The 13,485-nt window shown below is 28.3% G+C and carries 10 protein-coding genes; 1 reads left to right on the top strand and 9 read right to left on the bottom strand.

Annotated features, from left to right (window positions below; all coding sequences use genetic code 11):
* Nucleotide 1 precedes the first annotated feature (1 nt).
* Genes ACNI3D_RS07845 through gspG form a run of 6 tightly spaced genes read right to left on the bottom strand, consistent with a single transcriptional unit; the run spans nt 2 to nt 4,086 of the window.
* On the bottom strand, nt 2–394 hold the full coding sequence (locus ACNI3D_RS07845) for a hypothetical protein (RefSeq protein ID WP_419768885.1): 393 nt from the start codon (nt 392–394) through the stop codon (nt 2–4).
* Nucleotides 387–1,310 carry a hypothetical protein gene (locus ACNI3D_RS07840; RefSeq protein ID WP_419768884.1) on the bottom strand — a complete coding sequence of 308 codons (924 nt, stop codon included), beginning with the start codon at nt 1,308–1,310 and terminating at the stop codon, nt 387–389. The genes ACNI3D_RS07845 and ACNI3D_RS07840 overlap by 8 nt, the downstream gene beginning before the upstream one ends.
* Nucleotides 1,297–1,965 (bottom strand): hypothetical protein, encoded by a 669-nt coding sequence (locus tag ACNI3D_RS07835; RefSeq protein WP_419768883.1) that lies wholly within the window; start codon nt 1,963–1,965, stop codon nt 1,297–1,299. Before ACNI3D_RS07835 ends, ACNI3D_RS07840 begins: the two co-directional genes overlap by 14 nt.
* 3 nt (nt 1,966–1,968) lie before the next feature.
* Nucleotides 1,969–3,186, bottom strand: a complete 1,218-nt coding sequence (locus ACNI3D_RS07830) for a type II secretion system F family protein (protein WP_419768882.1) — start codon at nt 3,184–3,186, stop codon at nt 1,969–1,971.
* Complete coding sequence (locus ACNI3D_RS07825; RefSeq protein ID WP_419768881.1) at nt 3,176–3,697, bottom strand: hypothetical protein; 522 nt, start codon at nt 3,695–3,697, stop codon at nt 3,176–3,178. The genes ACNI3D_RS07830 and ACNI3D_RS07825 overlap by 11 nt, the downstream gene beginning before the upstream one ends.
* An 8-nt stretch (nt 3,698–3,705) precedes the next feature.
* A complete protein-coding gene (gspG, locus tag ACNI3D_RS07820; RefSeq protein WP_419768880.1) occupies nt 3,706–4,086 on the bottom strand; it encodes a type II secretion system major pseudopilin GspG in 381 nt (126 codons plus the stop codon).
* Nucleotides 4,087–4,384: 298 nt separating this feature from the next.
* Here gspG and ACNI3D_RS07815 point away from each other — a divergent pair, with 298 nt between their 5' ends.
* Entirely contained in the window at nt 4,385–5,410 is a 1,026-nt protein-coding gene (locus ACNI3D_RS07815) for a TIGR02281 family clan AA aspartic protease (protein WP_419768879.1), read from the top strand.
* Here ACNI3D_RS07815 and ACNI3D_RS07810 read toward each other — a convergent pair whose 3' ends face one another.
* From ACNI3D_RS07810 to ACNI3D_RS07800, 3 genes are all read right to left on the bottom strand, one after another.
* On the bottom strand, nt 5,411–6,154 hold the full coding sequence (locus ACNI3D_RS07810; protein ID WP_419768878.1) for a transposase: 744 nt from the start codon (nt 6,152–6,154) through the stop codon (nt 5,411–5,413). It abuts the gene before it with no gap.
* A gap of 131 nt (nt 6,155–6,285) precedes the next feature.
* A complete protein-coding gene (locus ACNI3D_RS07805; protein WP_419768877.1) occupies nt 6,286–6,600 on the bottom strand; it encodes a hypothetical protein in 315 nt (104 codons plus the stop codon).
* A 65-nt stretch (nt 6,601–6,665) separates the two neighbouring features.
* Nucleotides 6,666–13,475, bottom strand: a complete 6,810-nt coding sequence (locus ACNI3D_RS07800) for an RHS repeat-associated core domain-containing protein (protein WP_419768876.1) — start codon at nt 13,473–13,475, stop codon at nt 6,666–6,668.
* Between the last annotated feature and the right edge of the window lie 10 nt (nt 13,476–13,485).

Below are 13,485 nucleotides of genomic sequence, written 5' to 3'. Positions count from 1 at the left end.
ATTATTCCTCCATCTCAAAACTAATCATATTTGATGTAATAGTAAGTTTTTTTATCAAAAATCTATCTTGTAAAATTTGATTTAGAAACTTATTTAGCACTTCTTTATTATCGCTTTTAATTAAAGCTTTTAAATGCTTACCTTCATGGATTATCTGTATATCCTCTTTTTTAAATGAAGCATTAGATTTTAGTCCTTTTATTTTAGATAATAAAGTTGATTTATCTTGATGATTACTTTTAAGTATACGAAAATCTTTTGCAGTAAGTATTTCACTTGCAAAATTACTTTGTATTTCTTTTAACTTATTTTTTTCTGTACCTAAGAATATAAAGGAAAGAAAAAGAAAAAAGATTAGAGTTATTAAAATATATATTGGATTTATTCTATTCATATTCTAACTCTACTTTCATCAAATTACCTTCTGTCTTTTGTTTAATTATTTTAAATTTTTTACTGAAGTAAGTCTTAAAATGACTTGGAATAGCATTATCAATATCAAGTTGAAATACTTTTCCATCAAATTCAATTCTTTTTATAACTGCTTTATTATCCCTCTTTTGATAATCAAAGATATAAGCTATTGATTGGCGTAAATTATTATTAGCATTAAAAGTTTTCTTCATCTTTTTTAAAATTGCATTTGTTTCAAAACTAGTACTTGGAAGATTATATTGTTTCTTAATACTCTGTTCTTTTTTCTCTAAAAAAGAAACATTTTTATTGATTATAAAATATTGAAATATATTTAAAAATATCAAAATCAAAGTTACAATACCTATACTATTGATATACTTTATATCAATGATAGACGAATAAAATTGCAATCTTATTTTATATTTAGAAAGAACATGTTCCTGCAAGATAGAGTTGATATCTTCACTATTGCCCTCAATAGAAAATGGTATTTTTACTAATATTTCATCTTCTGTGTATATGAACTGTTCTGTATTTGAATAAAATGCTTTTTTATTTGAGAATTCTAATTGTGCAAAATGTATATTACCTACTTGAATGTTTTGTAAATTGGCATTTTTAATAGCATCTAAAATTTCTGAATTTTTATATGCAAAACAAAAAAAACGATGTTTAGACTTTTTCATTGCAAAAAATGAAAAATCACCCAAGGGTAAAACATCACTAAAAAGGTTAGGTAAAAATACCAAAGCTTCTTTTTTATTTTTAACAGGAATTTCAAACTCTCTTACCCAATAAAATTCAGGAGACAAAATAATATCTACCTTATCCAAAGTTTTAAAATAAGATTTTTTGGTTAAAAATAGTATCTTTTTTTTCTTATTTAAAAGCAATATTAAACCCCTTTATTTTTTTCTCAGTAATATCAAAAATAAAATCACTAATAACCAAACGATTAGAATGTTCAATATCAAGATGTCCTATTATTGCCGTTTGTTTTTTAGTATCAATAAAACTCAAATTATCTTGTATAGTTTTTATATCATCACTTTCTGATTTTTCAATAAAAAGTTCTACAAGAGTATTTATTTGTTCAAAATTATCAATATTTCCATACTTCTTAATATATGATACAACCAGGTTTTTAAAAACAGAAAAACCAAAAACATTATTGTCTAAAAAAAGGTTTTCTATTTCTTTTATTTTTACTTTGTCTTTTTTTGCTAAATCATTGATATCATATCTATCTTCGTACTTTTTAAAACTTACTTTTGCCTTTATATCGCCATATTCCAAATCTACACCTTCTTGAAGTGATTCATTTTCTAATAGTGAAGGTATTTGTTCTTTATTTTTAAGAAAATAATCAAAAAATTCATTCTTTATATTATCAACACTTATAAGTGATTTTATATAGTATGTATCACTATTTGATTGTTCTATATAACTATTTGCATCATTGAGGTTTTTGATTATTAAGGCACTTATTGCCATGATAAACATCAAAGTCATAAGTAATACAATTGCTTTTTTATTTTGTATAACCATAACTTAACCCAAATTCATAGAAAATATTGGCAGAAGCATTGCTATAACAATAAACCCAATCAAAGAACCAACAAAAAGCATAAAGGCAGGTTCCAAAAGAGCTAAAAAAATAGCAATTTTATCTTTACTATTTTCATTATAAAGTTCCGCTAGATTACTTAAAATCTTACTTAACTCACTAGTCTCTTCACCAATAGCAACTGCATGAATAAATGAACTATCTACTTTATATATTTCACTTGAATTTAAAGTTTCAGAAAGCCTTTTACCTTCAACAACCTTAGCTGATGCTTCCAGAAATACTCGTTTTATAACAGTGTTTTTTATAATATTTGTACCTAAATTAAAAGATTGTACAATTGGTACACCTGAACGAATCAAGATAGAGTTCATATAAGAAAAGCGACTCAATTCACTCAGTTCTACCAACTTACCTAAAAAAGGTAACTTCAATAAAAAGCCATCTACAAAAAAATGAAAAACTTTTGATTTTTCAAATAGATACATAAATAATAATATGAAACTAATCAATCCAAAAAAAAGTATCTGATAGTTATTTGAAAAGAAGTCTCCTAAAAGTATCACAAAGGTTGTAATTTTTGGTAAAGCTTGATCATATTGGGTAAAGATTGCTGTAATCTTTGGCACAATAAAACTTAACATAAAGCCAACAACAAATAAAGATACAAGCAAAATAAAACTTGGGTATGCCATCGCTGTAATCATCTGTTTTTTTACACGCTCTTGTTCTTTTAAAAATGTCGCTAGTTCAGCTAAAACAACTTTTAATAATCCACCATTTTCACTTATCTTGATTGATTGTTTATAAAATTCTGGAAGTCTTATGCTTTTTTGTAAATCTAAGGCAGAATAAAAATTTTTTCCTTCATCTAGAAAAACAGATATTGATTCAAAGAATGTATTCATTTTTTTATCATTTTTATATCGTTCATTGATTAACTTAATTGCACTTACTAGGGGAATTCCAGAGTTTAAATATATACTTAAGTCACGGCTAATTTCAGATAAAGCACTTGCTTTTATATTAGATTTTTTTCTAAAATCATAATTTAAAAAAGTACTTTTTTTCTCTTCCTGAAGTTTATTAAAGATGATTTTTTTAACTTTTAATTTAGCCTTTGCATCTTCTAAAGAAAAAGCTTCTATTTTTGAAGATATTCTTTTGCCACTACTATCTATACCATTATATTTAAAAAGCATTTTTCACCTCTGTTTCAAGGCTATCCAGATAAGATACAACATCATTCAAATAATCAAATTCTTTTGGCTTTTCATGAATACTATTAAAAAGTAATATCTCTTTATCCGTCTGTACTACTACATCTTTGTGTCGATTATTTTGATTGAATACTAATTGAAATACAATTTTAAACTCTTCAAAAGTGTCAAACTTCAAATATCCGTATGAGATACGATCCATCTTTTTATCATACTTATAGACTATGGGTTCTCTTTCAAAAAAGTGGTTTATTGTCAAATCAGGTTTTAACTTGCCATCAATATAAATAAAACAATCCAAACTATTCTCTACACACTTAAATGCTAGCTCGTTTTTGAACTTTTGTTTTAGTAAGTATGACTTTAAATTCATAAGTGTAATATCTGTTTTTTTCAAACTCATCATCTTAATTTTGGGTAAAAAGACACTATATATTATCCCAACAAGAACAATAACAAGGACTAATTCCAAAAGAGAAAATGATTTTTTCAATCATATTCCTATTTGTTACACTTAGAATAGTAAATATCATCATTACCACCCTCTTTTTTATCTGGACCAAATGAGATTAATTCAAAAGATTTACCATCTTCATTTGATATATATACAAAGGGATTATCCCAAGAATCCTTTGGCATCTTTTCATCTTCAAAGTAGTTGTTTTTAACTAATATATCAAGTTTTTCTTCTGTAGTGGGATAAGTACTTTTATCAATCTTATACATTTTTAAAACTTGACTCACACTTTTCATTTGAATACAAGTAAGCTTTTCTTTAGCCTCTTCACTTTTTCCTACTAAATTAGGCAAAACAAACATTGCCAATAATCCTAAAATAATAATAACAACCATCAACTCCATCAATGAAAAAGCTTTTTTCACAAATATTCCTTTTGTAGTAAAATAAAGAAAAATTATATCAAAAAGAAACACTATCATTAATAAAATAATCACATCATTATAGCTATTTTGAAAAGTTTATGAATAATAAACTATAATATAAACAATTAAAAGGTTTTTAATGTATAAAAAAAATATTCTCTTTGCTATAATAATATTTCTTTCTGGATTATTTTTTGGTCTATATATAAATATCTAAACAGTAAATACTCTTAATATAAATATTGCAAATGAAAATAATATAAAAGAATTTGAAGAACAAAAGATACAAAAACCATTATTGACAAATAAAATAACTAAAATAAAACTAAGCTCTTCTTCTCTAAAAGAAACAGAAAAAGAAGAATCAAAAAATGATTATCTAAATTTATTTAAAACTTATTTGAATAAAAAAGAATTTAAAAAAGCACTTGATATCTTTGAAACTAAAAGTAACAATGACACTCTTGAAAATTATAAATTTATACTATTTTTTTATATTCAAGACCATATATTGGAATCAAATTCCACAAAAGAACTTTTAAATCTATATTTAACTTACGATTATGGAAACAGTAAAGCGCTATATTATTTGGCGCAAATATATTTTAATGAAAATGAATATTTCAAGGCAATTAAACTACTTTATTCTTTAAAAGAGAATGCTATAGAGGAAGATTTACAAAATAAAATCAATAAAAAAATAATCAAATACACGACAGAGTATTTAAGCTTACTAAATGAAAGAAAAGATTTACAGACTATAAATACATTACTTAAATATCTCATAATTCAAGAACCAGATAGTATTAAGTATAAGTATTTACTTGCACAATATTATTTTGATAATAAAACCTATAGAAAATCAAAAGAACTTTTTGAGCAAATAATAAATAATGAAACCTATAAAAATAGTACAATAGAGTATTTAAATAAAATAGAATCTATTTTAAAACTTCAGAATAAATTTACTCATAAAATAACTCTCCAAAAACAAAAGAATCACTTTTTTATTGATGCTTTTGTAGATAATAAAAAACTTAAGCTCATGATTGATACAGGAGCTACATACACACTTATAAATGAGTCAAATTATTCAAACTATGAAAAAACAAAACCTATCATCTTAAATACTGCAAATGGACAAAAAGAAGCTTATGTTGCAAAAGTTAAAGAATTTAGAATAGACAACATAAAAATTGAAAACTTTGATATTACAGTTAGTAATTTTGAAGATAATGATTTTGATGGCTTGTTAGGTATGAATTTTCTTAGACAGTTTGATTTTTATATTGACCAAGAAGCTTCTATCTTGTACTTGAAGTGATTAATCTAGTATTTTTGAAATAGCCGTACTACTTAAAGCTAGGAAATTAGCTATCTCACTTTTTGTATAGCCATATTCATATGCTTTTTTTATATTATTATTACGATTGATACTTTTATCTTCATGAAAAAAAGTGTTTAGTCGTTTATAAAGTATCTTAATTTCACCATTTTTATTTATTATCTTTGGTGTTGTATAAATAATATCTAGAATATCAGAATCCATATCAGAGCTAATATAATTTTGATACTCTAGTAAAGTCATATCAAAAATCTTAGAACCTTCTAAAAGATAAGAATACTCACATTGATATTTCCATTGAAAAAAAGATTGGTATTTGTAATGGTGTATTTCCTTAACCATCTTTGCTTTTATTGGATTTTGTTCAATATATTTAGCTACATACCAAAAATGATTATCAGCATATAAATAATCAGAATGAAAACGCCCTTGCCAAAGATGACCAGTACGTTTGTATTTTTTATTAAAATATATAGCATAATGTGAATTGAGATATTTCATAGCAAGGGAAATATTATCTTCTTTTGTTTCAAGTAAGATATGATAATGGTTTGTCATAAGACAAAAGGAGTGTACAATAATATCAAACTCCTTTTTTACACTTTTCAAAAGAGCTAAGAACTGTTCAAAATCATCGGAGTCCAAAAATACATTACGACGCTCAACACCACGGCAAACAACGTGATAACATCCAGCATCAGTAATACGTTCTCTTCTTGGCATCTGTATCCTTAAATAATTTAATAATTTTATTAAAATTATGATAAAGATTCAAAAAATTTCAGAAATGAAAAATAAAGAAAGAGATTCAGGTTGATTTCAGAAAAGTTGTCAAATGGGGTCTGACCCCGATGTTAATCTAGCTCTTCCCATATCTCTATTTTATCATTATTATTTTTAGAATAATATTTTTCTAAATCTACTGTTTTAATATTACATTTAGGACACATACCTTTTTTCAAAGTTTTATAAGTATATGTTTCTTTACATTTTGGGCATTTTGAATATTGTATATATTTTTTTTTCCAATTTTTGACTATAGAAAAAAAACTATAAAATCCTAAAAAAATAAGTAAAAGTCCAACAGGCCAATATAACAAAGGAGATGTAAAATAAACCATTCCCCCACGAGCAAAAAATTCTTTTTCTATGATAACTCTTAAACCCACTAAAATACTTAGTACTCCAAAAATTAAATAAAACAATATCAAAATATAATACCTCTTCTTAAAAACTAATCTTTTTTATTAGTAAAAAAATCTAAAATAGATTTTTTTACTTTATTATAATAATATTCTATGTTATCTGCATTTCCTGCTATACCTCCAATTGATCCACCAGTTGACATAGCTGGAACTCCGGGAAAATATGCTTCGACAGCATCTACAATTAGCTGATTATTTACACTTGCATTTCGTAATTGAAAATTCCAAGCATCTCTACCAACTACTCTACCTACCGGAAGAAAAACATAACTTACATCTTCAAGAGGTAAATCATAATTCTTCAATTTTTGCATTTGAACAAATTTCTTAGCTTCATCATAATTTTTTATTACCATATCCCTTTGTTCTTTTGTTAAATTACTTGTATCAGTCAGTTCATCAATCGTATGATTAAACAAATAAACAAATGCTCCAGTAACTGCTCCATTTGCAAACTTCCCACCAGATATTTTAGAGATCATTCCACTAGCCAGTGAATTAATGGCAGTTTTAATAGCAATATGAAGATTCTCTAATTTTCCCATAGTCGCGCCCAAAGCAGAACCTGCAAGTCCTGACCAAAAACCTGAACTCCATCGTCCACCTTGTGCTTTTGTAATTGCTGCTCTTGTAATACCATGCATAATATGTTGTCCAGCACCACCAAGTGCACTTCTCATATTTTTCAATGCTTCAGCATGCCCAATTCCATGTGCAACCCCAGCACTAATAGCACCCCAAACAGCACCTTTTACCGCACCAGACAAGGTACCTGTCATAATAAATCCAGAAACAAACCCAGAAATTGCACCAATAATCATTGCATTTTCTAATGAAAGAGTTGCAAAAGCTGCAAACCCCCAAGTCTCAGTCATTCCTAACAAGTAAGGTGCATAAATCGCAATTACAACCGTAACCACAATCGCAACAATAACCTTAATATACTTCTTAATAGCCTTAAAAACCTTCCCAATAGCATGAAAAACTTTCTTAAACCAAGAATACCCACTAGGATCCGTATATTTCAAAGGATTATTCTTTACATAAGTATATCTATTATAGCTTTGGGTATCATAAGGTGCTTGGATGGTTGGGTCTGCACTTAAAAACCTACCTGTAACAGGGTCATAAACTCTTCCATTCATATGGATAAGATTGAACTCTGTTATATGCTCATGTCCTGTAAATCCACGCTTGGTTACAACTGCTTTACTAGCTTCATTTATCCACTCTTGGGCTACTTGTTGTCCAAAGGGTTTATAGGTCATACGTTTGATTACTTGCCCTGATTCATTTGTTATGGTATCAATAGAGCCTAGGGCATCTTTATGCATATATCTGTTTTGTGGTAAAATCATTTTACCATCATCTTCTTCTATGTGTAAGGCTATAAGTTGATTATTTGCATAGATGAAGTTTTTGTATTTAATAATTCCTTGAGTGTTTTCTTGTTCGTATAGTTTTCCTACATAATAGGTGCTGTTTCCATTAAGAACTTTTTTGTATCTTGCTCTATTTGGGGCATAGAAAAACTGGGTTTTATTTTTGTCATCTTCTAGCATGATTGGTTTATTGTATGAACTAAAGGTTATAGTTATATTATCTTTTTTGACAACATTTCCATTTGCATCATAGGTATATTTGTGGCTTCCAGCATTTGTTACTTGGTGGGCTTTTGTATAAGTGTAGTCGCCTACATCACTTTTTTTGGTGATATTCCCTATATTATCATATTCATAAAGTATGTTTTGATAAACTCCATTTTGTAGGTTACTAGCACTTGTTACTCTATCTAGATTATCATAAGTAAAGTTTTGAGATATATTTTGTTTGTAATCATCTTTTGAAACTACATTATCTAAAACATCATAGGTATATTTCATATCTCGAACATCATTTTTACCATCATATCCTGTTTGGATACTATTTAATTGTCCACTTGATTTGTTGTAGTCCCTTAGGGTTACAAGACCATTTCCTACTATATCTTTTGTGATTCTTCCAAAGACGTCTACATTTAGTATTTTGTAATAATATTTATAAGCATCATCTTCAAACATACCTTGGTAAGCTTTATTTACCCCTGTAGTTAAGGTAGCATATTTATCTTTGTAGTTTTTATATAGTTCTATATCATTTTTTGCTTGGGTTATTATTCTTTTTGATTGATTTATATAAGCAGAAGAGATATCTTTATAGATATTTAAAGAGTCTTCATCACTGATGCTATCTAATATGGCTTTTGCATCATCAAGTTTTTGTAAAGATTGGTCAATCAAAGTTGTTGTAGAACTTTGAAAAGTATCCATAAGCCATTTGTATAGGTTTTCATCATCATATTGTTTGAGTTTGTTAAGATAGTAGTTTAGATTTTTATCATATATATTATAATTGGTTTCAGTTTTTGTAGCCATATTTTGTAACTCTACAGCCGTACTTGCCAATAATTTTGCGGTTTGTTCTAATTGGTCTTTGATAGCTGTATTTTTACTCTCATACTCTTTTGCTAGGGCAAAAGATTGTAAAGATTTTGCTCGATAAAGTTCAACTTGAGTATTAAGTTGCATTATTTTATCAAAGGCGTTTTGTTTATTATTTAGGTTTGTTTTGATTAGATTTTTAATCTCTTCATAAGAAAATTCTCTATCACCTTTAATAGGTGATTTTACTGCACTTAAGTATCCTTGAGTATTGTATTCATTTTTTGTTTCAAAACCATCTGGTCTTATGGTTTTATCTAGCTTTCCATCTGTTGTGTAGGTGAACTTTGTAGAAAAAAGTTTGTTGTCTGCATACTCTTTACTCTCTATTACTCTTGTATATTTATCATAAAAATACTCTTTTTTGTAAAAGTCAGTTTTTTCAATGGCAAGTTTTCCAATCCCATGAGCTGCAATATCATATATCCATGAAGTTTCACCTTCTGGTTCGATTCGTTTGACCATACGTCCTAAGTGGTCATACTCCATAGTAGTTGTTTGACCTTTTGCATCTGTCTGAGATACAAGTTCACCTAGACTATTATAAGCATAGTGCCAGATACCCATGTCTGGGTCATCCATATAAATTTTATTTCCATAGATGTCATATTTTAGTTGTATTATATTATTTTTAGAATCTCTAGTTTCTTTTAGATTACCAAAGGCATCATATTTGTACTCAATAAAAGTACCATCTCCCTCAATAATTTTTGTCTTTTTTCCTATGATATTACTTATAGTTGTTTTCTTTTGTCCTTTTGCATTGGTAATAGTTACATTTAAACCATCATATTCATAATAATTACTTACTACTTCACCTGTAGCACTTGTTCGTGTAAGCTTGGTTTGCCGTCCTAAATCATCATACTCATTATAAGTATAATCAGGTAAATCATAAGCATAATAAGGGTTTGATGTTTTTTCAACTTGACCTAAAGCATTATAATAGGCATCTTGATATATTTTACTTCCATCAAATCCTATTTTTGTAACTCTAAGTTTTCGATTAAGTGTATCAAAATAAGTTTCAACAGGTGTTGTTCCAGTTGAAGTTTCTACTACTTTATACATAGAGTTTGGAAAACTTTCATCCCAAGAGTGAGTCCAAGTTGTAGTTGTACCATCTGCTCTTGTTTCAAGTATCTTCCTTCCCATACCATCATAAGCAAAACTTGTACTTAAGCCATTTGGCCCTGTTACTTTTACTACACGGTTATTTATATCATATTCTCTTTGTTCAGTTTGATTGAGAGGATTGACTGCTTGGATGATATTTTTACCTTGATTATCATAGATAAATTTTGTTGTTCTTGGTTCAGTGCTACTTGCGGTTATGGTTTCTGATATTTTATTTCCATATTTATCATAGCCATAACTTTTGGCTAAGACATTTTCACTTTGGGGTTCGATTATCTCTTTGTTTAGAGTACCTGTTATATCATCATACTCAAAAGCAGAATGTTTTATTATGCTTGAACCATCTGTATGCATATGAGTTACACTTGCATTTATCAAACGAGAAAGAATCCAACTATCTTCATGATTTATATAATTACTTTGAGTGATTTTTTCATATTTTATATCATCTTTTTGGGTAATTGACTCAATTTTCCCAATATTTCCATACTTATCGAAATCACTATTTCTTGTAATAGATTCTAAAAGTAAAGTACCATCTATGTCATATTTATTTTGAATATTTTCAATTGTTTGTAAGTTTAAAATATCTTGATTTTCATGTAGTTTTGCTATATTTAATGTACTATCTGAATCTGATACTTTTGTATTATTTATATAAGATTCACTACTTGAAGTTACACCAATGAAAGGATAAAATTGCATAAAATTCGAGATAGACTTTGATTTTGATAATTCATTATAAGTTTCAACTTTAGCAAAACCTAAAGAGCCTCTCTCTCCATTGATTTTAAAACCTTCATATTTAAAGGTTGTTTCATTTTCTCCACCAATCCCATCTGCTACACGAAATGATTTTACAACTCCCATAGAATTTGCTTTTAAATCAATATTTGGATATGCAGCATCGCTATAAGGAGTATATACCTCACTATCTCTTAGTGTAGTATAAGTTACATTTACATTTTGATCTTTATGATTTGAAATAGTATGAATAGGTGTTTGAACTTTGGGACTAAATGCTACAAATAAACCAGCAGTACTCGTAGCATAATTATAATGCCCTACCCTATCAACAAATCCATCTCCATTTAAATCTATCAAATCACTATATGTGCCACTAGTATTACTTCCTGTTATGTAGTTATTGGTATGAGGTCCTTGTCCACTTGGAAGCCATAATTTAAACTCACCAAATCCACTTCCTGTATTTAAAGCTACATGTAAACCATTTACTCCTGTTTTATAATTATGATGTCCTACTCTATCAGGTAAGCCATCTCCATTCATATCCATTAGAGCACTATATACTCCATTTGTATCTGAACCTGTTATGTAGTTATTTGTATGTGGCCCTTGTCCACTTGCATACCATAATTGCATCGCATCAAAGCCATTACCATTATTCAAAGCTACATGTAAGCCTGTTTCTCCTGTTTTATAATTCTTTGCACTTACTCTATCTGGTAAGCCATCTCCATTCATATCCATTAGAGCACTATATACTCCACTTGTATCTGAACCTGTTATATAGTTATTACTTTGTGTACCTTCTCCACTTGCTTGCCATAATTTAAACTCACCAAATCCACTTCCTGTATTTAAAGCTACATGTAAACCATCTACTCCTGTTTTATAATTATGATGTCCTACTCTGTCTGGTAAGCCATCTCCATTCATATCTGCTAAACCACTGTATGTACCACTACTATTACTTCCTGTGATATAGTTATTGGTATGAGGTCCTTGTCCACTTTGAAGCCATAATTTAAACTCTCCAAAGCCACTTCCTGTATTTAAAGCCACAAATAAACCGGCAACTTTTGTTTTATAATTATAATGCCCTACTCTATCTGGTAAACCATCTCCATTCATATCTATTAAGGCACTATATGTGCCACTAGTATTACTTCCTGTTATGTAGTTATTGGTATGAGGTCCTTGTCCACTTGGAAGCCATAATTTAAACTCACCAAATCCACTTCCTGTATTTAAAGCTACATGTAAACCATTTACTCCTGTTTTATAATTATGATGTCCTACTCTATCAGGTAAGCCATCTCCATTCATATCCATTAGAGCACTATATACTCCATTTGTATCTGAACCTGTTATGTAGTTATTTGTATGTGGCCCTTGTCCACTTGCATACCATAATTGCATCGCATCAAAGCCATTACCATTATTCAAAGCTACATGTAAGCCTGTTTCTCCTGTTTTATAATTCTTTGCACTTACTCTATCTGGTAAGCCATCTCCATTCATATCCATTAGAGCACTATATACTCCACTTGTATCTGAACCTGTTATATAGTTATTACTTTGTGTACCTTCTCCACTTGCTTGCCAAAGATGATAATTTTTATAAGTTTCATCATTTGATAATGTCCATGTAAAATCCACAGGCTTTAAGCAATCGTCTTTAACACACTCTTGAATTGATGTAATTTTTGATTTATTATCTAAAAAATCATAATTTAAATTATAAGAAGATATTTTTTGATTATCAGTTTTTACTACAATAGATTTTAAACGCTTTGATATATTTGATTTGATTCCATTTGAAAAGACATTTCGTTTGTCATCTCTATCTTCATAAATAAAATCAATTTGATTATTTGCATATGAGATATTAGTAATAAAGCGCTCGTTATTTGTGGAAGCATAGGTAAATAGAATCTTATTATCATATCTATCTTTTATTTGATTTACTCTAAAAAATGATTCTCCATCTTTTGAATCAGAACTATTTCCATACTCATAAATCAATCCATCTTTTGTAAAAACTTCCCAAGCATTAGACTTTTTTATTATTTTACTAAAGGTATTTATTTCTGTTCTGTATTCAGAATCTGTACTACCATAAACATCACTTGTATCTACAAGTAGAAGCCTTTGTCCATCTAAGCAATAATTATATGTTCGAGAGCTATCATTTTTTTCACTAAATAAAGATTGATTACATTTTATAATAGAAGATAATCCTGTCAAAGAAAAACCAGTACCTAAAAATGAGTTGATGCTATTTGAAGAATTATAGTTGATTCCAAGACTAGGCTTTAAACCTGCTATCCCTTTTGGAGTGAGGATTTCCATATCATAAGTTAAACTACCTTGAGAAACATCAACGCTACCTTTTGTTGCTCCTACAATCTCTGCATGTAGTGCAGAAAAAGAGCACATAAGTAAAAAAATAAAAAAAGATTTATAAAAAAATTTCATAAACTATCTC

Source organism: Arcobacter siniprincipis (SeqCode), assembly GCF_048571125.1.
GTDB classification, from domain to species: Bacteria; Campylobacterota; Campylobacteria; order Campylobacterales; family Arcobacteraceae; genus Arcobacter; species Arcobacter siniprincipis.
This window is presented reverse-complemented; position numbering and strand designations above follow the sequence as displayed.